The organism is Streptomyces sp. NPDC015139 (assembly GCF_043079785.1).
GTDB lineage: Bacteria > Actinomycetota > Actinomycetes > Streptomycetales > Streptomycetaceae > Streptomyces > Streptomyces albidocamelliae.
On the sequence record NZ_JBIBUW010000002.1, the window covers coordinates 478088 to 499706 of the forward strand.

General features: G+C 73.1%; 18 protein-coding genes. 7 read left to right on the forward strand and 11 right to left on the reverse strand.

Features of this window, described 5'->3' with window-relative positions:
• Positions 1 to 46 precede the first annotated feature (46 nt).
• Positions 47 to 2113 (forward strand): NAD(+) synthase, encoded by a 2067-nt coding sequence (locus ACF08B_RS06730; RefSeq protein WP_392316390.1) that lies wholly within the window; start codon positions 47 to 49, stop codon positions 2111 to 2113.
• 8 nt (positions 2114 to 2121) lie between these two features.
• Here the strand turns inward: ACF08B_RS06730 and ACF08B_RS06735 are convergent, their stop codons facing one another.
• Positions 2122 to 2847, reverse strand: a complete 726-nt coding sequence (locus ACF08B_RS06735; protein ID WP_392316391.1) for a TIGR03943 family putative permease subunit — start codon at positions 2845 to 2847, stop codon at positions 2122 to 2124.
• A complete protein-coding gene (locus tag ACF08B_RS06740) occupies positions 2844 to 3872 on the reverse strand; it encodes a permease (protein WP_392316392.1) in 1029 nt (342 codons plus the stop codon). Before ACF08B_RS06740 ends, ACF08B_RS06735 begins: the two co-directional genes overlap by 4 nt.
• A 159-nt stretch (positions 3873 to 4031) precedes the next feature.
• Here ACF08B_RS06740 and ACF08B_RS06745 point away from each other — a divergent pair, with 159 nt between their 5' ends.
• Positions 4032 to 5879, forward strand: a complete 1848-nt coding sequence (locus ACF08B_RS06745) for an NAD-binding protein (RefSeq protein ID WP_392316692.1) — start codon at positions 4032 to 4034, stop codon at positions 5877 to 5879.
• Between the two features lie 76 nt (positions 5880 to 5955).
• Here ACF08B_RS06745 and ACF08B_RS06750 read toward each other — a convergent pair whose 3' ends face one another.
• Entirely contained in the window at positions 5956 to 7761 is a 1806-nt protein-coding gene (locus ACF08B_RS06750; protein ID WP_392316393.1) for a S9 family peptidase, read from the reverse strand.
• 83 nt (positions 7762 to 7844) lie between these two features.
• Between ACF08B_RS06750 and ACF08B_RS06755 the strand changes: the two genes are divergently transcribed.
• Together ACF08B_RS06755 and ACF08B_RS06760 are read left to right on the forward strand one after the other, a co-directional pair.
• Positions 7845 to 8684 carry a class I SAM-dependent methyltransferase gene (locus tag ACF08B_RS06755; RefSeq protein ID WP_392316394.1) on the forward strand — a complete coding sequence of 280 codons (840 nt, stop codon included), beginning with the start codon at positions 7845 to 7847 and terminating at the stop codon, positions 8682 to 8684.
• Between the two features lie 43 nt (positions 8685 to 8727).
• A complete protein-coding gene (locus tag ACF08B_RS06760) occupies positions 8728 to 9519 on the forward strand; it encodes an SURF1 family protein (RefSeq protein ID WP_392316395.1) in 792 nt (263 codons plus the stop codon).
• A gap of 47 nt (positions 9520 to 9566) precedes the next feature.
• Here ACF08B_RS06760 and ACF08B_RS06765 read toward each other — a convergent pair whose 3' ends face one another.
• The 7 genes from ACF08B_RS06765 to ACF08B_RS06795 all read right to left on the reverse strand — a co-directional run bounded on the left by ACF08B_RS06765 (position 9567) and on the right by ACF08B_RS06795 (position 16082).
• Complete coding sequence (locus tag ACF08B_RS06765; protein ID WP_392316396.1) at positions 9567 to 10655, reverse strand: hypothetical protein; 1089 nt, start codon at positions 10653 to 10655, stop codon at positions 9567 to 9569.
• Positions 10656 to 10782: 127 nt separating this feature from the next.
• Complete coding sequence (locus ACF08B_RS06770) at positions 10783 to 11463, reverse strand: SigE family RNA polymerase sigma factor (protein ID WP_392316397.1); 681 nt, start codon at positions 11461 to 11463, stop codon at positions 10783 to 10785.
• 382 nt (positions 11464 to 11845) lie between these two features.
• Positions 11846 to 12904 (reverse strand): aspartate-semialdehyde dehydrogenase, encoded by a 1059-nt coding sequence (locus ACF08B_RS06775; RefSeq protein ID WP_392316398.1) that lies wholly within the window; start codon positions 12902 to 12904, stop codon positions 11846 to 11848.
• Entirely contained in the window at positions 12904 to 14175 is a 1272-nt protein-coding gene (locus tag ACF08B_RS06780) for an aspartate kinase (protein WP_073887725.1), read from the reverse strand. The genes ACF08B_RS06775 and ACF08B_RS06780 overlap by 1 nt, the downstream gene beginning before the upstream one ends.
• Before the next feature lie 189 nt (positions 14176 to 14364).
• Positions 14365 to 15027 (reverse strand): DUF5063 domain-containing protein, encoded by a 663-nt coding sequence (locus tag ACF08B_RS06785; RefSeq protein ID WP_392316399.1) that lies wholly within the window; start codon positions 15025 to 15027, stop codon positions 14365 to 14367.
• Entirely contained in the window at positions 15020 to 15619 is a 600-nt protein-coding gene (gene recR / locus ACF08B_RS06790) for a recombination mediator RecR (protein WP_093476032.1), read from the reverse strand. The genes ACF08B_RS06785 and recR overlap by 8 nt, the downstream gene beginning before the upstream one ends.
• A gap of 118 nt (positions 15620 to 15737) precedes the next feature.
• On the reverse strand, positions 15738 to 16082 hold the full coding sequence (locus tag ACF08B_RS06795; protein ID WP_093476033.1) for a YbaB/EbfC family nucleoid-associated protein: 345 nt from the start codon (positions 16080 to 16082) through the stop codon (positions 15738 to 15740).
• Between the two features lie 256 nt (positions 16083 to 16338).
• Between ACF08B_RS06795 and ACF08B_RS06800 the strand changes: the two genes are divergently transcribed.
• Complete coding sequence (locus ACF08B_RS06800; protein ID WP_093696998.1) at positions 16339 to 17088, forward strand: SLATT domain-containing protein; 750 nt, start codon at positions 16339 to 16341, stop codon at positions 17086 to 17088.
• A gap of 24 nt (positions 17089 to 17112) precedes the next feature.
• Here the strand turns inward: ACF08B_RS06800 and ACF08B_RS06805 are convergent, their stop codons facing one another.
• Entirely contained in the window at positions 17113 to 19191 is a 2079-nt protein-coding gene (locus tag ACF08B_RS06805) for a protein kinase (protein ID WP_392316400.1), read from the reverse strand.
• A gap of 201 nt (positions 19192 to 19392) precedes the next feature.
• On the opposite strand from ACF08B_RS06805, the gene ACF08B_RS06810 reads away from it, so the two are divergent.
• Both ACF08B_RS06810 and ACF08B_RS06815 read left to right on the forward strand, forming a co-directional pair.
• On the forward strand, positions 19393 to 20748 hold the full coding sequence (locus tag ACF08B_RS06810; protein ID WP_392316401.1) for an aspartate aminotransferase family protein: 1356 nt from the start codon (positions 19393 to 19395) through the stop codon (positions 20746 to 20748).
• A gap of 136 nt (positions 20749 to 20884) precedes the next feature.
• Positions 20885 to 21580 (forward strand): GntR family transcriptional regulator, encoded by a 696-nt coding sequence (locus tag ACF08B_RS06815; RefSeq protein ID WP_392316402.1) that lies wholly within the window; start codon positions 20885 to 20887, stop codon positions 21578 to 21580.
• Positions 21581 to 21619: the final 39 nt, after the last annotated feature.

Here is a 21619-nt window from a genome sequence, read left to right on the forward strand (position 1 = left end):
CGATTCGCCTGCGCGGTTGGTGGAATCGCTGAGTCATGGTGGAGTCATGAGCGAAGTCCCGTTGAACTTCTGGTCGATCTATCAGCACGGCTTCGCGCGCGTCGCCGCGTGCACGGGCCACACCGTCATCGCCGACCCGCACGCCAACGCCGAGGCGGTCCTGCGCCAGGCGCGCGAGTGCGCGCGGGACGGCGTCGCGATCGCCGTCTTCCCCGAGCTCGGCCTGTGCGGCTACTCCATCGAGGACCTGCTGCTCCAGGACGCGCTGCTGGACGAGGTCGAGCAGGCGGTCAAAGCCGTGGTCGAGGGGTCGGCGGAGCTGCTGCCGGTCCTGGTCGTCGGCGCCCCGCTGCGCCACCGCAACCGGATCTACAACTGCGCGCTCGTCGTGCACCGCGGCCGGGTCCTCGGCGTCGTACCGAAGTCCTACCCGCCCAACTACCGCGAGTTCTACGAGCGTCGGCAGATCGCCGGGGGCGACGACGAGCGCGGCGGGACGATCCGGATCGCCGGCGAGACTGTCCCGTTCGGCGTGGACCTGCTCTTCGAGGCCGCGGACGTCCCCGGTCTGGTGCTGCACGCCGAGGTCTGCGAGGACATGTGGGTCCCGGTGCCGCCGAGCGCCGAGGCCGCCCTGGCGGGGGCGACCGTCCTCGCCAACCTCTCCGGCAGCCCGATCACCGTCGGCCGGGCCGAGGACCGCAAGCTGCTGTGCCGTTCGGCGTCCTCGCGCTGCCTGGCCGCGTACGTGTACGCGGCGGCCGGACTGGGCGAGTCGACCACCGACCTGTCGTGGGACGGGCAGACCCTGATCTACGAGAACGGGATGCTGCTGGCCGAGTCGGACCGCTTCGCGGTCGGCGACCAGTACGCGGTGGCCGACGTGGACCTCGACCTGCTGCGGCAGGAGCGGATGCGGATGGGCACCTTCGACGACAACCGCCGTACCCACGGCGCGCGGACCGGGGACTTCCGCCGGGTGTCGTTCGAACTCGCCCCGCCCACCACCGATCTGGGCCTGCGCCGCCGCGTCGAGCGGTTCCCGTTCGTGCCCGCCGACCCCGACCGGCTCGCCCTCGACTGCTACGAGGCGTACAACATCCAGGTCGCCGGACTCCAGCAACGGCTGGCCGCGATCGGCGGCCCGAAGGTGGTCATCGGGGTGTCCGGCGGCCTCGACTCCACGCACGCGCTGATCGTCGCCGCCCGGGCGATGGACCGCGCGGGCCGCCCCCGCAGCGACATCCTCGCCTTCACCCTGCCCGGCTTCGCCACCAGCGACCACACCAAGGACAACGCGCACCGGCTGATGCGGGCGCTCGGTGTCACCGCGGCCGAACTGGACATCACGCCGACCGCACGGCTGATGCTGGAGGAGATGGGCCACCCGTTCGCCTCCGGCGAGCCGGTGTACGACGTCACGTTCGAGAACGTGCAGGCCGGCCTGCGCACCGACTATCTGTTCCGGCTGGCCAACCAGCGCGGCGGCATCGTGCTCGGCACCGGCGACCTGTCGGAGCTGGCGCTCGGCTGGTCGACGTACGGCGTCGGCGACCAGATGAGTCACTACAACGTCAACTCCGGTGTGCCGAAGACGCTCATCCAGCACCTGATCCGCTGGGTCATCAGCAGCGGCCAGTTCGACGAGGAGACCGGCGCGGTCCTCGCCGCGATCCTGGACACGGAGATCAGCCCCGAGCTGGTGCCCGGCGAGGAGATGCAGTCCACCGAGTCGAAGATCGGCCCCTACGCGCTGCACGACTTCACCCTCTTCCAGGTGCTCCGCTACGGCTTCCGGCCCTCGAAGATCGCCTTCCTGGCCTGGCACGCCTGGCACGACCCGGCGAGCGGCGCCTGGCCGCCCGGCTTCCCCGAGGCCAAGCGCGTCGCGTACGACCTGGCGGACATCCGGCACTGGCTGGAGGTCTTCTGCCGCCGCTTCTTCGCGTTCGCCCAGTTCAAGCGCTCGGCCATGCCGAACGGGCCGAAGGTCTCGGCGGGCGGTTCCCTCTCGCCGCGCGGCGACTGGCGGGCCCCGTCCGACGGCAACGCCCGGGCCTGGCTGCGCGACCTCGAACGCTTCGACTTCGAGAGCGCGGCAGCCGAGCGCTAGCCGCGGGCTCAGTTGTTCCAGGTCTCGTCGTACGGGTCGGGCGGCACCGGGACCGGCTTCGCCGACGTGACCTTCAGATACGGGACGGGACCGTTGTTGACGGGGTCCCGGGCCAGCCGGGGGGTGTAGGTGCCCGTGACCTCCAGCCAGGCGTCCGGGCGGAGCACCGGTGGCAGGGCGCCGGTCAGGGCGATCTTCACCGGCTGGGCGTCCGCCGCACAGCAGTTGAGGGCCATGCGGACCAGATAGGGCGCGCCCGAGCGGTCCAGGGCGAGGAAGCCGGTGACCCGGACCGGACGGCCGTGCAGGGAACGGCCGTGGTCGTAGGCCGCCCGGGAGGCGTAGTCGACCACGGACAGCGGGGCCGGGTCGGCGGCGGGCAGCCGGCCGTAGGCGTACGGCTTCTGCAGCGCCGTCCCGGAGCGCAGGGCGCTGTAGGAGCCGAGGGCCGGCGGGGCGACCAGGATCAGCGCGAGCAGGGGCAGCAGCAGCAGCCAGGAGACACGCGGTTCGGGGTGGGCGTGCGCGGCGGACGACCGCGCACCGGCAGGCCTGCCGCGTCGGCGCTCGTACAGGGCCGTCGCCAGCGCCGCCGCGATCAGGACCGCGCCCGAGGCCAGCAGCATCGGGCGCAGGCCGGCCTTCACGTAGCGCAGGTACAGGTCGGTGGTGCCGGCGTGCAGCAGTGCGGCGCCGAGCAGGAACAGCACGGCCGCCTGGGACTGACGGTTCACAGCAGCACCACCCCGGTCACCACGGCGCCCACGACGGCCAGCGCGAACGTGGCGGGCGCGAAGCGCAGCGCGAAACCCCGGCCGAAGGTGCCGGCCTGCATCGCGAACAGCTTCAGGTCGATCATCGGGCCCACCACCAGGAACACCAGCTTGGCCGTCGGGGAGAACTGGGTGAGCGAGGCGGCGACGAACGCGTCCGCCTCCGAGCAGATGGAGAGCAGTACGGCCAGGACGGCCAGGGCCAGCACGGAGACCAGTGGATCGCCGGCCGCCGTCCGCAGCCAGGTCGCCGGGACCACCGCCTTCAGCGTGGCGGCGGCCATCGCGCCCAGCACCAGGAAACCGCCGGCGTGCATGATGTCGTGCCGGACCGAGTTCCAGAACGTCTCCCCCCTGGTCGCGCCCTCGTGCGCGCCGTGGGCCGGGGGACGCAGCCAGTCCGTGCGGCCCAGGCGCTGCCACAGCCAGCCCATCGCGCACGCCACCAGCAGGCTCGCCAGGAACCGTGCGAGCACCATCTCCGGGTTCTGGGGGAAGGCGATGGCCGTGGCGGTCAGCACGATCGGGTTGATCGCGGGCGCCGACAGCAGGAAGGCGAGGGCGGCGGCGGGGGTCACGCCCCGGCGCACCAGGGCCCCCGCCACCGGCACCGACGCGCACTCGCAGCCCGGCAGCACCGCCCCGGCGACCCCGGCGACCGGAACCGCCAGGGCGGGCCGGCGCGGAAGGGCACGCGCGAAGAAGGACGGGGGGACGAACACCGCGATCGCCGCCGAGAGCAGGACGCCGAGGACCAGGAAGGGCAGCGCCTGGACGGTGACCGCCACGAACACCGTCATCCAGCTCTGCATCAGCGGGGTGCCGAGGAAGCCGCGGATCGGGGACTGCGCGAGCACCGCGAGGACCAGCGTCAGGGTCAGCACCAGCGGCGAGTCGAGCCGCCGCCCCTCGGCCGGCCGGTCGCCGGCAGGGTGCGCCGGGTGCCGTGTGTCGGCGCCGGGCGGGGCGTCTTCGGTGATGGCCACGGGCGGATACCTCCGGCTGGTGCTCTCCCTCCCCCTCGGTACGCGGGCTCCGGCACGGGCGTTCAGACCGTTGCTGGAACCACGCTTGTCCTTGGGGCACTCTTTTCCGTTGTGGCGAGCGTTCCGTATCAAGGGGGGCCGGGGGCCCCGCCGGCGCACATGGTGGTGTGCGGCGACGACGGGCTCGCGCACCGGCTGGCGGCCGAGTTGCGCGGAGTCTACGGCGAGCGGGTCACCCTCGTGGTCCCACCGAACGAGCGGACGGTCAGACCCCCCGTCGTCGGCCGGGCCGCTTCCGCGACGCTGCTCGACCGGATGGTCAGCGCGGCGGTCGGCTCCGTCGGCCGCGGCGGCATCGGGAACACCGCGGCCGCGGGCGGCCCTTCGGGCGGGCGCCCGGACGGCGACCGGGTCCTGGAGGCGTTCGAGGCCGACGAGGCGGTGCTCGCCGAGGCCGGAGTGGAACGCGCGGCCGCCCTGGCCCTCGTGTACGACGACGACGAGACCAACATCCGGGCCGCGCTGACCGCCCGCCGGCTCAATCCCCGGCTCCGGCTGGTCCTGCGGCTGTACAACCGGCGGCTCGGCCAGCACATCGAGGAACTCCTGGACCAGGCCGCCACGTTGGCCTGCGACGGCGACCCGGAGGCGAGCGCGGACGCCGCCACGACCGTGCTGTCCGACGCCGACACCGCCGCGCCCGCGCTGGCCGCCACCGCCGTCGTCGGCACCAGCAAGGTCGTGCAGACCGAGGGACTGCTGCTGCGGGCCGTGGAACGGCTGCCGCCCGACGGCGGGACGGTCGCCGAAGCCGGGCTGTGCACCCTCGCGCTGCTCTCCACGCCCGGCACGGACCCGGCCGCGGACGGCCCCGCGGGCAGCGGCCCCCGGGGTAACGGCGAACAGGAGCCGAGGCTGCTGCCCGACGACGAGGAGGTACGGCGGGCCGCCGGGCGGCCCGCCGTGGTGCTGGAGCAACTGTCCTCCGCGGGTGGACAGGAGACGGCCGCACCCGGCCGCGGTGCGGGCGGCGTACTCCCGCTCGCCTCGTTGTTCTCCCGCCGGCTGCGCTGGTCACTGGCCGGGATGGTGGCGTGCGTGGTGGCGCTCGCCGTCGCCCTCTCCCTGGTGACGGGGATCCACCCGCTGCGGGCGTTCTACCTGACGCTGCTCGACATGTTCGCGATCGACGACCCGGCCCTCGGGCAGTCCCTCGGCCGGCAGATCCTCCAACTCCTCTCCGGACTGGTCGGGTTGCTGCTGCTGCCGGTGCTGCTGGCGGCCGTCCTGGAGGCGCTGGGCACCTTCCGCACCGCCTCCGCGCTGCGCCGGCCTCCCCGCGGCATGGGCGGGCACGTGGTGCTGCTCGGGCTGGGGAAGATCGGCACCCGGGTGCTGACCCGGCTGCGCGAACTCGGCGTCCCCGTGGTCTGCGTGGAGGCCGACCCGGACGCGCGCGGCCTCGCCACCGCCCGCCGGCTGCGGGTGCCGGTGGTCTTCGGGGACGTCACCCAGGAGGGGGTCCTGGAGGCCGCGAAGATCCACCGGGCGCACGCCCTGCTCGCGGTGACCAGCGCCGACACCACCAACCTGGAGGCCGTCCTCGCCGCCCGGACCGTCCGGCCCGATCTGCGGGTGGTGCTGCGGCTGTACGACGACGACTTCGCCACCGCCGTGTACCGGACCCTGCGCGCCGCCTATCCGCAGGCGCTGACCCGGAGCCGGAGCGTCACCCATCTCGCCGCGCCCGCGTTCGCCGGTGCGATGCTCGGGCGGCAGGTGCTGGGGGCGATCCCCGTCGAGCGGCGGGTGCTGCTGTTCGCCGCCGTCGACGTGGACGGGCACCCACGGCTGGAGGGGCGTACCGTGCGGGACGCCTTCCACGCCGGGTCCTGGCGGGTGCTCGCCCTGTCGGGCCGGACCGACACGGCGCCCGATCACGTGCTGGTGAAGGGCGACCGGGTGGTCGTCGCCGCCACGCGCCGCGGTCTGGCGGAACTGCGGTGACCGTCCGGGGGGGGGAAGACCCCCCGGACCACCGGCCCCCGCCCGGCAGCCCGCGACCGACGGCCGGAAAAGCGCTCTACGCCGGCAGGTGTCTCGCCGCGTACTCCATCTCCAGTCTCACCTGCTTGATCCGCTCCTCCACCACCAGCGAGCCGTGCCCCGCGTCGTAGCGGTACACCTCGTGCGGGGCGCCGCGCGACTCCAGGCGCTTGACGTAGTTGTCGATCTGGCGGATCGGGCAGCGGGGGTCGTTCACCCCGGCCGAGATGTAGACCGGGGCCTTGACCTGGTCGACGTAGGTCAGCGGGGACGAGGCCGCGAACCGCCCGGGGACCTCCTCCGGGGTGCCGCCCAGCAGGGTGCGGTCCATGGCCTTCAGGGACTCCATCTCGTCGTGGTACGCCGTGACGTAGTCCGCGACCGGAACGACCGCGATGCCCACCGACCACGCCTCCGGCTGGGTGCCGAGGCCGAGCAGGGTGAGGTAGCCGCCCCAGGAGGCGCCGGTGAGGACGAGGCGCTCGGGGTCGGCGAGTCCGGAGGAGACCGCCCACTCGCGCACCGCGGCCACGTCCTCCAGCTCGATCAGGCCCACCCGGTGCTTGAGGGCGTCCGTCCAGGCGCGGCCGTAGCCCGTGGAACCGCGGTAGTTGATGCGGATCACCGCGTAGCCCTGGTCGACCCAGGCGGCCGGGCCCGCGGCGAAGGAGTCGCTGTCGTGCCAGGTGGGGCCGCCGTGCAGGTCGAACACCGTGGGCAGCGGGCCGGTGGCACCGGCCGGCTTCTGCACCAGGGCGTGGATACGGCCGCCCGGACCCTCCACCCACGCGTCCTCCACCGGCACCGACGGCGGGCAGGTCATGCCGGGCGGGTCCAGCACGACGCGGCCGGTCGTCGAGCGCACCGCCGGCGGCTCGGCGGCCGACGACCACAGGTACTCCACGCTGCCGTCGGGGCGGGCCGTCGCACCGGAGACCGTGCCGGGCGGGGTGGGGACACCGGTGAGCTCTCCGGCCGCGAGGTCGTACCGGAAGAGCTCGCTGCGCGCCTCGAAGCTGTGCGCGATGAGGAGGGCGGAGCCGTCCGGACACCATTCGGCGCTCACGTCACCGGGCAGGTCCAGAGCGAGGTCCGTCTCCAGACCCGTCGCCACGTCCCACACCAGCGGCTCCCAGCGGCCGCGGCGCTGATGGCCGATGAGCAGCCGGGTGTCGCCGTCGACGGGGGCGAAGCCCAGCACCTCAAGGCCCAGCTCCTCGGTGCCGCCCTTGGTGTCGTCGAGCTCGGCGACCGCCGAGCCGTCCGGGCGCAGTACGCGCAGCGCCGCGTGCATGGCGTCGCCGTGCTCGGTGTGCTCGATGGCGATCAGGGAGCCGTCGTGGGAGAGGTCGCCGACGCCCGCGGACTCCCGGTGCCGGTAGATCTCGACCGTGTCCTCGCCCTCCCGGGCGAGGTGGACGGTCGTCCCCTCCTCGTCCGTGGAACGGCCGACGACCGCCGTGCGGCCGTCGCGGGCCAGGGCCAGACCGGCCGGGTAGGAGGCGTCGAGGCCGGGGACGCCGGGCTCGTCCGGCCCGCCGGCGAAGGGCTGGCGGCGCCAGACACCGAACTCGTCGCCGTCCTTGTCGTCGAACCACCAGATCCAGGCGCCGTCCGGGGAGAGCACGCCGTCCGTCGTGCCGTTCGGCCGGTCCGTCGCCTGCCGTTGCTCGCCCGTGGCGCGGTCCCAGGCGTACAGCTCGTACGTCCCCGTCGCGTTCGACACGAACAGGGAGCGGTCGGGCGCGTCCTCCGCCCAGTCGGGCAGCGAGACCCGCGGCGCGCGGAAGCGCCTCTCCCAGTCCGGCATGTCCGGTGTGTCCGGCGTCCTGCTCTCACTCATGGCCCCAGTCATGCGCCCATAGTGCCTGGTTGCGCCGACAATTGGGTGGTGGGTGTGCGCAGCCTGTGGATAACTTTCCGACCATGAGCGCACAGACCGCCTCCGCGTCCCTCCCCGAGGGCTGGCGCGAGGACAACCGGGCCATGTGGGACGAGCGGGTGCCCGTCCACGTCGCCGGGAAGTACTACGACCTCGCCGGCTTCCGGGCCCGCCCGGACGTGCTGCGGGACTTCGAGACCGCCGAGGTCGGGGACGTCACCGGAAAGACCCTCCTGCACCTGCAGTGCCACATCGGCACCGACACCCTCTCCTGGGCGCACCGCGGCGCCGCCCGCGTCGTCGGCCTCGACTTCTCCGTCCCGGCCGTCGAGGCGGCCCGCGCCCTCGCCGCCGGCCTCGGCCACGGCCCGGAGCGCGCCGCCTTCGTCACCGGCGACGTGTACGAGGCCGCCGCCGCGGTCCCCGAGCCGTCGTACGACATCGTCTACACCGGGCTCGGCGCGCTGTGCTGGCTGCCCGACCTGAGGCGCTGGGCCGAGACCGCGGCCGCGCTCGTGGCACCCGGCGGCTTCCTCTACCTCGCCGAGTTCCACCCGGTCACCGAGATGCTGGACGACACGACCGGCACCCGGATCGTGCGCGACTACTTCTCCCGGGACGCCCAGGTGTACGACCTGCCCGGCACCTACGCCGACCCGGACGCCGTCACCGTCCACAACCGCAGCGTCGAGTGGCAGCACACCCTCGGCGACGTCGTCTCCGCGCTCGCCGCGACCGGGCTGCGCATCGAGTTCCTCCACGAGCACGAGGTCTCGCTCTTCCCGCGCTTCGGGAACTTCGAGATCCGCGACGGCTACCACCGCTTCCCGGCGGACCACCCGCGCGTCCCGCTCATCTATTCGCTGAAGGCCACCAAGGGCTGACCCGCGGGCGGGGCACCGGCGCGGGCGCCGTACCGTGGAGGGCGTGTACCGGTTTCTGCTGACACCCCGCTGGTGGGGCATCAACGTCTTCGTGCTGCTCGCCATCCCGTTCTGCGTGTTCATGGGGTCCTGGCAGCTGAGCCGGTTCGAGGGACGGGTGCAGGACCACCGCACGGCGACCGAGCAGGCCACCGCAGGCCGGCACACGGCCGCACGGCCGCTGACGCGGCTGCTGCCCGTCGACCAGAGCACCTCGGGGCAGCGGGTCACCGCGAGCGGCCGGTACGGCAAGCAGCTCCTCGTGCCCGGGCGGGAGCTGGACGGCAAGCGCGGCTTCTACGTCCTCACCCTGCTGCGCACCGACTCGGGCAGGGCGCTGCCGGTGGTGCGGGGCTGGCTGCCCGGCACGGCGGACGCGGCGAAGGCCCCCGCCCCGCCCTCGGGCGAGGTCACGGTCACCGGGTCGCTGCAGGCCTCCGAGACCCCGGGGGACAACGGGGTCAGCGCCGAGGGCGGGCTGCCCGCCGGGCAGACGGCGGCGATCAGCTCCGCGTCACTGGTGAACCTGGTGCCCTACCGGCTGTACGACGCCTGGGTCACGCTGGAGCGGGGCGACTCGGGGATGAAGGCCGTGCCCGCGAGCGCGCCCGCCGGGACCGGGCTGGACCTGAAGGCGTTCCAGAACCTCGGCTACACCGGGGAGTGGTTCGTCTTCGCCGGCTTCGTGGTGTTCATGTGGTTCCGCCTGCTGCGGCGGGAGATCGAGTTCCAGCGGGACGCCGCGCTGGGCCTGGTACCGGAGGAGCCGGAGCGGGCTGCCGTCGTCGGCGGCTGAGCGGTGCCCGCCCGCGGTCGGGGATCCACCGCCGTCCCGGCGGAGCCCTACGCCCCTGCCAGCACCCCCGTGTAGATCACCGTGCCGGCACACGCGTTGGGGATGACCGTGGACGCCGCGGGGGAGCCGCCCTGGGCCGTGTGCGTGAGCAGGATGCTGCCGTCGGCCGTGCCGCCGTCCTCGGTGAACAGCTGGGTGGTCGTACCGGACGACGTGCTGCCGGTGTCCGTGCCGCCGGAGGCGCTCGTCTCGCCGGTGGGCGTCGGGTCGGGCGAGGGGCCGCCGCTGTCCGAGCCGCCGGTGCCGCCGCCGGTGGTGGGGCAGGTCTCCGACGGCACGAAGGCGAACTTCTCCTCGTACGCCGAACCCGGCTGGAGCACCAGTGCCGGGACCTCGAGCGAGGGGTCGGGCAGGCTGGTCGCCGCGTCCCCGGCCACATGCCGGGCCGCGCTGATCTTGGCCGGGTCCGCTGCGTTCTGGGCCGACGGGGTGATGCTGCCCGCGCCGCCGACGGTGCAGGCCGTGGCGGAGACGTTGGTGACCCGGAAGGTGCCGTAGACGACGCCCGCGGAGTCCGGCGCGTCGGCAGCCCCGGTGGCGGAGCCCAGTTGGGACGGCGTGCACAGCGGGGTGCCCGTGGAGAGGGTCGCGGAGGGGTTGACGTCGCCGGTGGAACCGCCGGGACCGCCGCCCTTGTCGTCCTTCTTGTCGGGCTTGCCGCTCTCCTCGGGCTTGACGGTGGCGCTGCCCGCGTCGTGCTTCCCGGGCGTGTGACCGCCCTTGGTCCTGCCCTGCCCGGTGCCGCCCTGGGCCTGGGAGCTCTGCCCGGCCATGGCGGTGTTGGGGTCGGAGCCACCGGAGTGGGAGACGTGCACGAGCGCGGGGATCGCGGTGCCGAAGAACAGGGCGGCCGCGGCCATGCCGACGGCGGCCTGCCGCTTGCGGGCACGCCGCGCCGGCACCGCCCGGCGCAGATGCTCCAGGGTGCCGTTGCCCGGCTCGATGTCACCGACCGCGGAGTGCAGCATCCGGCGCAGGGCCAGCTCGTCCCGATCGAGCCCGTCGAGATCCGGGTCGAGCCCGTCGAGGTCCGGTCCGGGCCCCTCGGGGCCCTTCGCGTCGGGGCCGTGGTTCACAGTTCCGTTCCCAGCGTGCGATTGCTTGTGCCCGTGCTCATGCTGTTCCGCCGGCTCGTGCCGGGCGCGGGGCTCATGACGTTCGTGCGGGTGATGGGCCTCGGCATCGCCCCGTGGGCGCCCCCGCTCATGCCGGTGTCTCCATGGCCACCCGCAGCGCGGCGATGCCCCGCGACCCGTACGCCTTCACCGACCCCAGCGAGATGCCGAGGCTCTCGGCGACCTGGGCCTCGGTCATGTCCGCGAAGTAGCGCAGCACGAGGACCTCGCGCTGGCGGCGCTGGAGCCCCTTCATCGCCTTGATGAGGTCCCGCCGCTCCAGCTGGTCGTAGGCCCCCTCCTCGGCGCTCGCCATGTCGGGCATCGGCTTGGAGAGGAGCTTGAGGCCGAGTATGCGGCGGCGCAGCGTCGACCGGGAGAGGTTGACGACCGTCTGCCGCAGGTAGGCGAGGGTCTTCTCGGGGTCACGGACGCGCTTGCGCGCCGAGTGCACCCGGATGAAGGCCTCCTGGACGACGTCCTCGCAGGAGGCGGTGTCGTCGAGGAGGAGCGCGGCGAGGCCGAGCAGCGAGCGGTAGTGGGCCCGGTACGTCTCCGTGAGATGGTCGACGGTCGTGCCGGCGGCCTCGGCCGCCTCGGTCGTCGGGGAGTCCTCGACGCCGTCACGCTGACTGGGTATGCGGGCGGGCCGCGCTGCGGGCATGGGCGCGATCACCGGCATGCCGCCGGGCGTGCGGGGCCGGAGCGCCGCACGGGGCGGCCGCAGTGCCGTGCCGCGGGCCGCTGGGAGTTCGAGTACCTCTGCCACGCCAGTTGGACACGTTTCCCCCCGCGAGGGTTGTACGTGCCGGACGTCACATGTGCGACAACCGGCGATGCCTCAAGTGCCGTCATGCGTCCCGCTCTCCCGCTGTGTCCATGTTGAACGGGCGTCCCCACGCCCCGATCGCAGCGTCCCCACGCCTGGATCGTCACCGTCCTCAGGTCCCGCAAGGGTGACCGGAAAGACGCTCCCCGCCCTGCACGCGGTTGCGTGGGGCGGGGAGGAAATCCTCTGTCGTCGCACGGCCCGGTTCAAGTGGTCCGGACCATACTCCTCAACACACCTCTTACGGAGATCCTATAAATGGACCCGCTCCCAGCCGACTTCTTTACGGCCCCGGGCGCGTTCGGCGGGCACCACGGCGTTCTCAGGAGAGCTCCGACGCCACCAGCTCCGCGATCTGCGCGGTGTTCAGGGCGGCGCCCTTGCGCAGGTTGTCGCCGCACACGAAGAGTTCGAGCGCGGTCGGGTCGTCGAGCGCCCGCCGCACCCGTCCCACCCAGGTGGGGTCGGTGCCCACCACGTCGGCGGGCGTGGGGAACTCGCCGGCGGCGGGGTCGTCGCACAGCACCACCCCGGGCGCCGTGGCGATGATCTCGCGGGCGCCGTCGACGGTGACCTCGCCCTGGAAGCGGGCGTGCACGGTCAGGGAGTGCGTGGTGATCACCGGCACCCGTACACAGGTCACCGCGACCGGCAGCTTCGGCAGCCCGAGGATCTTGCGGGACTCGTCCCGCACCTTCATCTCCTCCGACGACCAGCCGTCCTCCCTCAGCGACCCGGCCCACGGGACGACGTTCAGCACGACCGGCTCCGGGAACGGCCCGGTGTCGTCCCCGACGGCCCGCCGTACGTCCCCGGGCTTGGTGCCCAGCTCGGTGCCGGCCACCAGGGACAGCTGGGACCTGAGCGTCTCCACGCCGGCCCGCCCGGCCCCGCTCACCGCCTGGTACGACGACACCACCAGCTCGCGCAGCCCGAACTCGGCGTGCAGCGCGCCCAGGGCGACGATCATCGTCAGGGTCGTGCAGTTGGGGTTCGCGACGATCCCGCGCGGGCGGGTCCGCACCGCGTGCGGGTTGACCTCGGGCACCACCAGGGGCACGTCGGGGTCCATCCGGAACGCGGCCGAGTTGTCGACCACGACCGCACCGCGCGCGGCGGCGACCGGCACCCACTCGGCGGCGACCTCGTCGGGGACGTCGAACAGCGCGATGTCGACCCCGGCGAAGGCGTCCTCCGTGAGGGCCACCACCTCGACCTCCTCGCCGCGCACGGCCAGCTTGCGGCCGGCCGAGCGCGGGGAGGCGATCAGACGGATCTCGCCCCAGATGTCCGCCCGCTGGGACAGGATCTGGAGCATGACCGCGCCGACGGCCCCGGTCGCTCCCACGACCGCGAGCGTCGGCTTCCCGGTCGGCGCCATCAGCGGCCCGTGCCTCCGTACACGACGGCCTCGTCGGTGTCGGAGTCGAGACCGAAGGCGCTGTGCACGGCGCGCACGGCCTCCGGCACGTCGTCGGCACGCGTGACGACCGAGATGCGGATCTCGGAGGTGGAGATCAGCTCGATGTTGACCCCGGCGTCGCTGAGCGCCTCGAAGAACGCGGCCGTGACGCCCGGGTTGGTCTTCATACCGGCGCCGACCAGCGAGATCTTGCCGATCTGGTCGTCGTAGCGCAGCGAGTCGAAGCCGATGCCGGACCGGTTCTTCTCCAGCGCGTCGATGGCCTTGCGGCCCTCGGTCTTGGGCAGCGTGAAGGAGATGTCCGTCAGACCGGTGGACGCGGCCGACACGTTCTGCACGACCATGTCGATGTTGATCTCGGCATCGGCGATGGTGCGGAAGATCGCGGCCGCCTCACCCGGCTTGTCCGGCACGCCGACGACCGTGATCTTGGCCTCGGAGGTGTCGTGCGCGACACCGGAGATGATGGCCTGCTCCACCTTCTGGTCCCCAATCGGCTCACTGCTGACCCACGTGCCCTGAAGTCCGCTGAAGCTGGACCGGACGTGGATCGGGATGTTGTAGCGGCGGGCGTACTCCACACAGCGGTGGAGCAGCACCTTGGAGCCGGAGGCCGCGAGCTCCAGCATGTCCTCGAAGGAGATCCAGTCGATCTTCTTCGCCTTCTTCACCACGCGCGGGTCGGCGGTGAACACGCCGTCGACGTCGGTGTAGATCTCGCAGACCTCGGCGTCGAGGGCGGCGGCGAGCGCCACGGCCGTGGTGTCGGAACCACCGCGCCCCAGCGTGGTGATGTCCTTCTTGTCCTGGCTGACGCCCTGGAACCCGGCGACGATCGCGATGTTGCCCCGGTCCAGGGACTCGCGGATCCGGCCCGGCGTGACGTCGATGATCCGGGCCTTGTTGTGGACCGAGTCGGTGATGACGCCGGCCTGGCTGCCGGTGAAGGACTGGGCCTCGTGGCCCAGGTTTTTGATCGCCATGGCCAGCAGGGCCATGGAGATACGCTCTCCGGCGGTCAGCAGCATGTCGAATTCGCGCCCGGCAGGCATCGGAGAAACCTGCTCGGCGAGATCGATCAACTCGTCCGTCGTGTCGCCCATCGCGGAAACGACGACGACAACCTGGTTGCCGTTCTTCTTCGCTTCCACGATCCGCTTGGCGACGCGCTTGATGCCCTCGGCATCGGCTACGGAGGAGCCTCCGTACTTCTGCACGACAAGGCCCACGTGCGCTCCTCGCTCGGTTCGTTTGTGTCGGCTCAGTCTATCGAGCGTCCGAATTCCACCACCCTGCTCCCGCATGGTGAGACATCGGTAAAGCGCCGCCATGTGCGACGCCCGCTCGATTGCGGAACCTGCCCAGCCCGGGCCGCTCCACGCGGAACGTGCCCCGGCTCACAGTGACCGGTGCGGGCGCTACTTCCCGGGCCGGATCCCCAGGGGGGCGCCGATCTCCTCCGCCATGACCCGGCCCGCCTCGAACTCCAGGGTCTCGTCGCCGACGCTCGCCTGGTCGGTGTCGAGGCCGTCGAGCTCTTCCAGCGGCTGGTTGAGGCGGACGTGGATGAGGACCGACTGCAGGGCGCGCAGCATCGCGGAGGCCGTGGGACCCCAGTTGGAGAAGTAGGAGAACTGCCACCACCACAGGGCCTCCGTGGTGCGGCCCGCACGGTAGTGGGCCATGCCGTGGCGGAGGTCGGTGATGATGTCGGCGAGGTCGTCGGAGAGCCGGGCCGGCACCGGCGCCTTGCGGGGCTCGTAGGGGTCGAAGACCTCGGAGTAGACGTCGATCGGGTCCAGCAGGCGCGCGAAGTTCTCGCGGAGTTCGTCGACGTCGGGCTCCGGGCCCATGTCGGGCTCGTAGCGCTCGTCCGGGACGATGTCCTCGTGCGCGCCGAGGCGGCCGCCGGCCAGCAGGAGCTGGGAGACCTCCAGGAGCAGGAAGGGGACGGCCGATTCGGGCTCGTCGCCCTTCGACACCTCCGTGACGGCCACCAGGAAGCTCTCCACCTGGTCCGCGATCTGGACCACGAAGTCGTCCGGGTTCTGCGTCGTGTCGTGCAGCGTGGCGTCAGACATCTAGGAGTCGTCTCCCCTCGAAGGCGCGGCCGAGGGTGACCTCGTCCGCGTATTCCAGGTCGCCACCCACCGGGAGGCCGCTGGCCAGGCGGGTGACCTTCAGGCCCATGGGCTTGATCATGCGGGCGAGGTACGTCGCCGTCGCCTCGCCCTCGAGGTTGGGGTCCGTGGCCAGGATCAGCTCCGTGACCGTCCCGTCCGCCAGCCTCGCGAGGAGTTCCCTTATCCGCAGGTCGTCGGGGCCGACACCCTCGATCGGGCTGATCGCGCCCCCGAGGACGTGGTAGCGGCCGCGGAACTCGCGGGTGCGCTCGATGGCGACGACGTCCTTGGGCTCCTCGACCACGCAGATGACCGAGTGGTCGCGCCGGGCGTCACGGCAGATGTTGCACAGCTCCTCCTGTGCCACGTTGCCGCAGGTCGCGCAGAAGCGGACCTTCGCCTTCACCTCCAGGAGGGCCTGCGCGAGCCGCTTCACGTCCGTCGGCTCGGCCTGCAGGATGTGGAAGGCGATCCGCTGCGCGCTCTTGGGACCGACGCCGGGCAGCCGCCCCAGCTCGTCGATGAGGTCCTGAACCACGCCTTCGTACAACGGACTGCCCTTCCTGAAGACCTTTCGGTACGTACGGTAGTTGGCTGCCGCCTGTCCTTGGAAGGCGGTGGGGGTGTCGCACCGGTGGCGAACACCAGAACGATCGACGCGTCGGGACTCAGAAGGGCAGGCCGGGGATGCCGCTGCCGCCGCCGAGGCCCTGGGCGAGCGGGCCCAGCTTCTGCTGCTGGAGGGCCTGCGCGTTCTCGTTGGCCGCCTGGACGGCCGCCACGACCAGGTCGGCGAGGGTCTCGGTGTCCTCCGGGTCCACCGCCTTCGGGTCGATCGCCAGCGCGCGCAGCTCACCGGCGCCGGTCACGGTGGCCCTCACCAGGCCGCCGCCCGCCTGACCCTCGACCTCCGTGTTCGCCAGTTCCTCCTGCGCCCGCTGCAGGTCCTCCTGCATCTTCTGGGCCTGCTGGAGCAATTGCTGCATGTTGGGCTGGCCGCCACCGGGGATCACGATCGGCTCCTCGCTGTCTTCGCTGTCTCACCGTTGCTTCTCCGCTTTCCACGAGCCTACGTGGTCCACGCGACCATCGCCCCGCCACTCTTTCGAGTGAGAAAGTCGGGCGCCCTATACCTGATCAAGGCCCTCTTCCGAGCGGAAAAGCCGGGAAAGCTCCCTCTTCGCCACCCATTGGGCGGTAGGAAGGGTGCCGCGCGTCGTCATGAAATGTCACGCAAAGTGACTGGTCGGGATCAGTAGGGAGTGCCGGGTGGGTCAGCCGGAGATGCAGCCCGAGGGACCGCCTCAGGACGGGCGGGGCGAGGGCGCGGCCGAGCTGCGGCCGGGCGACCTGACCGGGCGGGCCTTCCCGCTCGGGGACTGGGGGGAGCCCGCCGAACGGCTGGACGAGCTGTACCGGTGGGTGGAGCGCGGGGCGTTGCGGACGACGGACTGGTACCTGCGGGACCGGGTGTGGAAGCGGCGCGGCGCGCGAGTGCTGCGGGCCGGTGCCGCGGCGGGCGCGGTGGCGGGCGCGGCGCTGCCTCTGCTGGACCTCACGGGCGTGGCCGGCGGAGTGGCCCCCTGGGGCTGTCTGGCGCTGCTGCTCGGGGTCGCCTGTGTCGGCATCGACCGGTTCTTCGGCGTCACGTCCGGGTGGATGCGGGACGTGGCCACCGCGCAGGCGGTGCAGCGCAGGCTCCAGGCGCTGCAGTTCGACTGGGCCTCGGAGAGCGTGCGGGAGGTGCTGGGCCCGGCGGAGGGCACGGCGAGCGAGGCGGCCGAGCGGTGCCTGGGCGTCCTGCGGCGGTTCTCGGAGGACGTCACGGAGCTGGTGCGCACCGAGACGACCGACTGGATGGTGGAGTTCCGGACCGGGTCGGCGCCGCTGGGCATCCAGACGGCGGTGGCGTCCGTGCCCCGGCAGGACCACGGGGTGCCCGGGGGCCGGTTCCCGCTGCCCCCGGCGAACGGCTCCCGCCCGAACATGCCCCGGCAGCGGCCGCCGGAGCCGCGCTAGCCGCCGGGGCGCGGCCGCTCCCGCTCACTGCCGGGTGTAGGTCAGGCTCTCCCCGCCGCTCCGCTTCGTCCGCTTCAGTTTCCCGTCCGGCAGCAGGGTGACCTCGGTGGCCTCGCCCGGGGAGCAGGAGGAGGCCGGTTCGCCGGTGGTGACGGTGGACGGCCCGATCTCCAACGGCCCGCCGCTGCCGGGCGCTTCGGACAGCGAGGCCTCGAAGACGCAGTGGTAGGTGCCGCCGCCCTCGGAGGGGCCGTCCGCGACCAGCGTCAGCACGGTGTCGCCGACCTCGCCCTGCCGGATGGTCAGCTCGCGGGTGTTGGTGCCGTTGGCGTTGTCGATCGTGGTCTCCCAGCTGCCCAGGTACCCGGCCGGGATCGTGCCGTCCGCGGACGCGGACGCGGAGTCGGAGGGCGTAGGGCCGGTCGGACCGGGGGTCCCGGAGCTGCCGCCGGTCGTCGCCGGCGCGGAGCTGCCGATCGGCGCGGGGCTGACCGTGTCGCCGCCCTTGTCGTCGGTGCCGTTGCCGTTGCGCATCAGCGCGTACACCGTGCCGCCCGCGCCGAGCGCCACGACCAGGGCGATCACGACGAGCAGCGCGGTGGAGCGCCGGCCCGGCCGCTCCGGCTCCGGCGCCGGTCCGACGGGCGGCGGCCCGTACGGCGGGGTGGCGCCGAGCCCGCCGGCGTAGGGGTTGTACTGCGGCTGCGCCCCGCCCCAGGCCCCGGGGCCGGGCTGCTGCGGGTAGCCGTAGGGAGTGGCGGGCTGCGGGTGCTGCTGCGGATAGCCGTAGGCCCCGGGCGCCGCCCCGAACCCGGGTGCCGCCGGCGGCGCGCCGGGCGGCGGGGTCTGCCCGGCGACGACGGTCGGAAGGTGGTTCACGGCGCCGGCGGGCGCGGCGCCCGGGGCGGGCGGCACCACGCCCCCGTCGGAGACGGCGGCGTGCTCACCCCCTCCCGCGGCCGCGGGCGACGCCCCGAAGGCCCCACCGGCACCGGCTGCGCCGGAAGGAGCTGCCCCCGCAGCGCCGCTCCCCGCTCCCGCGGACGCCGGCGGCGCCTGCCCCTCACCGGGGCCCGGCCGCACGGGCGGTACGGGCGGGAGCGCGGACCCGGCCGCACCCGGCGGCGCGCCCGCGACGCCGGCAGCCGCCTCCTCGCCCGGCCCGGCCCCGTCGCCCTCGGGGTCCTCGGCCTCCAGCAGCCGCACCGCGTGCCGCCCCAGCTGGGCCACCAGCGACCCCGGCAGCCAGGGGTCACGGGACCGACCGCCGGCGACCGTGTCCTCCGCGCCCGTCCGCTCCAGGATCGCGTCCAGCGTGGGCCGGGCCCCGGGGTCCTTGCGCAGGCAGTCCCGCACCAGGTCGGCGACCCCCTCCGGCACACCGTCGAGGTCCGGCTCCTCCTGGGCGATCCGGAACATCAGCGCGTGCACACTGCTGTTGGCGGCTCCGAAGGGCAGCGTCCCGGTGGCCGCGTAGGCGAGCACGGATCCGAGGCAGAACACGTCGCACGCCGGGGTGATCCGCTCCCCCCGCACCTGCTCGGGCGCCATGAACCCGGGCGACCCGACCAGGGAGCCGGTCCGGGTCAGTCCTTCCCCGCCGACCGTGGTCGTCTCCAGCGCCCGCGCGATGCCGAAGTCGATCACGCGCGGTCCGTCGATGGTGACCAGCACGTTGGACGGCTTGAGGTCGCGGTGCACGATCCCCGCCGCGTGGATGTCCTTGAGCGCGTGCGCGAGTCCGGCGGCGAGGATCCGTACCGACCGCTCGGGCAGCGCCCCGTGGTCGTGCCCCACCACCTGCTGCAGGCTGGGCCCGGCGACGTAGCCCGTCGCCACCCACGGCACGGCCGCCTCGGTGTCCGCGTCCAGCACGGGCGCGGTCCAGTACCCGCCGACCCGCCGGGCGGCCTGCACCTCCTGCCGGAACCGCGCGCGGAACTCCTCCTGCTCGGCCAGCTCCTGCCGGACCAGCTTCACCGCGACGGTGCGTCCCCGGTCCGAGCGGGCCAGGTACACGTTCCCCATGCCGCCCGCGCCCAGCCGCGCCAGCAGCCGGTAGGCCCCGATGCGCTGCGGATCCCCCGGTCCGAGCTTCTCCATGGCTGCCCCGCCTTCCCCCCGTGCACACGGCCCCTGCGTGTGCAACAGACCGAGAATAGTGCGGTCGCCCAGGGCGGGGCGCGGGCCTGCGTCTACGGTTCCGTAACAGCGCGCGCGTCGACAACCTGTCGCGGAAATCGCCCGCGCAGGGAACAGGACGCCGATGTCGCTTCCGCATCGCGGACATTTACGCTCGCGGGCATGACCCCTCAGCCCAACCCCTCCGCCGGCGCCGCAGTGAAGGCCGCGGACCGCGCGCACGTCTTCCACTCCTGGTCCGCCCAGGACCTCATCGACCCGCTCGCCGTCGCAGGCGCCGAGGGGTCCTACTTCTGGGACTACGACGGCAAGCGGTACCTGGACTTCACCAGCGGGCTCGTCTACACCAACATCGGCTACCAGCACCCCAAGGTCGTCGCGGCCATCCAGGAGCAGGCCGCGAAGATGACGACCTTCGCGCCCGCCTTCGCCGTCGAGGCCCGCTCGGAGGCGGCCCGGCTGATCGCCGAGCGGACCCCCGGCGACCTGGACAAGATCTTCTTCACCAACGGCGGCGCGGACGCCGTCGAGCACGCGGTGCGCATGGCCCGGCTGCACACGGGCCGCCCGAAGGTGCTCTCGGCGTACCGCTCGTACCACGGCGGCACCCAGCAGGCCGTGAACCTCACCGGCGACCCGCGCCGCTGGGCCTCCGACAGCGGCAGCGCCGGTGTCGTCCACTTCTGGGCGCCGTTCCTCTACCGCTCGCGCTTCTACGCCGAGACCGAGGAGCAGGAGACCGCGCGGGCGCTGGAGCACCTGGAGACGACGATCGCCTTCGAGGGCCCGGGGACGATAGCCGCGATCATCCTGGAGACCATCCCCGGCACCGCCGGGATCATGGTCCCGCCGCCCGGCTACCTGGCCGGGGTGCGCGAGCTGTGCGACCGGCACGGCATCGTCTTCGTCCTGGACGAGGTCATGGCCGGGTTCGGCCGGACCGGCGAGTGGTTCGCGGCCGACCTGTCCGGCGTGGTGCCCGACCTGATGACCTTCGCCAAGGGCGTGAACTCCGGCTACGTGCCCCTCGGCGGTGTCGCCATCTCGCAGGAGATCGCGGAGACCTTCGGCAAGCGCCCGTACCCCGGCGGTCTCACCTACTCCGGTCACCCGCTGGCCTGCGCCGCCGCCGTCGCCACGATCGAGGTGATGGCGCAGGAGGGTGTGGTCGAGAACGCCAAGCGGCTCGGCGAGACGGTCGTCGCACCCGCCCTCGCCGAACTGGCCGAGCGGCACCCGAGCGTCGGCGAGGTGCGTGGCGTCGGCATGTTCTGGGCGCTGGAGCTGGTGAAGGACCGCGAGACCCGCGAGCCGCTGGTGCCGTACAACGCGGCCGGCGAGGCGAACGCGCCGATGGCCGCCTTCGCCGCCGCCGCCAAGCAGCACGGTCTGTGGCCCTTCGTGAACATGAACCGCACCCACGTCGTCCCGCCGTGCAACGTCTCCGAGGCCGAGCTGAAGGAGGGTCTGGCCGCGCTCGACGCCGCGCTGACCGTGGCCGACGAGTACACGGTGTAACCACCGGGACACGGTCGCGCGAGTCGCCGGCCGTGACCGGGCCGAGGCTGCCGCCGGGCCGATCCGAACGCGTAAGGTGACGTGCTCGTACGTACCGGATGAGTACGTCACCCCCGCGTGAGGAGAGGCCCGGACCATGCCCGGCAACGGCGCCGTGACGCGCAGCACCCTGCGCCAGCAGATCGCGGACGCGCTGCGTGACGAGGTGCTGGCCGGGCGGCTGCGACCGGGCCGGGCGTTCACCGTCAAGGAGATCGCCGACCAGTACGGCGTCTCGGCCACCCCCGTCCGCGAGGCGCTGGTCGACCTGTCCGCGCAGGGCATCCTGGAGGCCGACCAGCATCGCGGTTTCCGCGTGCCCGAGTACTCCCTGACCGACTACCGGAACATGATCGAGGCCCGCAGCCTGGTCACCGACGGCATGTTCCAGGCCCTCGTCTCGGGGCACCCCGCTTTCCGGACCCCGCCGGACGATCCGCGCACGGCCGCCGCGCTGGCCACCGTGCGCCGCCGCGGCGAGGAGGCGCAGCGCGCCGCCGCGGCCGGCGACCTGACCATCCTCGTCGGCTACGACCTGCGCTTCTGGCGCGAGTTGAGCTCCCTGTTCGGCAATCCCTATCTGGCCGACTTCCTGGACCGGCTGCGCGTGCAGTCCTGGGTCTGCGCCGTGCAGCACCTGCTGCGGCTGCCCGATCTGCGGGGCCGCCTGTGGTCCGGGCACACGGAACTGGTCGACGCGCTGGCCCGCCGCGAGGCCGACGCCGCCCGGGCGGTCGTCGCCGCCGCGAACGCGCACTCGCTGGCGCTGCTGGAACACCTGGCCAACGGGTAAGTGACCGGTACGGCCCGCACGGGGGAGCCGCTCCGGGGC

Coding starts and splice junctions, on each gene's coding strand:
- ACF08B_RS06730 (WP_392316390.1), top strand. CDS start 47: ATGAGCGAAGTCCCGTTGAACTTCTGGTCGATCTATCAGCACGGCTTC.
- ACF08B_RS06745 (WP_392316692.1), top strand. CDS start 4,032: ATGGTGGTGTGCGGCGACGACGGGCTCGCGCACCGGCTGGCGGCCGAG.
- ACF08B_RS06750 (WP_392316393.1), bottom strand. CDS start 7,761: ATGAGTGAGAGCAGGACGCCGGACACACCGGACATGCCGGACTGGGAG.
- ACF08B_RS06755 (WP_392316394.1), top strand. CDS start 7,845: ATGAGCGCACAGACCGCCTCCGCGTCCCTCCCCGAGGGCTGGCGCGAG.
- ACF08B_RS06775 (WP_392316398.1), bottom strand. CDS start 12,904: ATGGCGCCGACCGGGAAGCCGACGCTCGCGGTCGTGGGAGCGACCGGG.
- ACF08B_RS06785 (WP_392316399.1), bottom strand. CDS start 15,027: ATGTCTGACGCCACGCTGCACGACACGACGCAGAACCCGGACGACTTC.
- ACF08B_RS06805 (WP_392316400.1), bottom strand. CDS start 19,191: ATGGAGAAGCTCGGACCGGGGGATCCGCAGCGCATCGGGGCCTACCGG.
- ACF08B_RS06810 (WP_392316401.1), top strand. CDS start 19,393: ATGACCCCTCAGCCCAACCCCTCCGCCGGCGCCGCAGTGAAGGCCGCG.
- ACF08B_RS06815 (WP_392316402.1), top strand. CDS start 20,885: ATGCCCGGCAACGGCGCCGTGACGCGCAGCACCCTGCGCCAGCAGATC.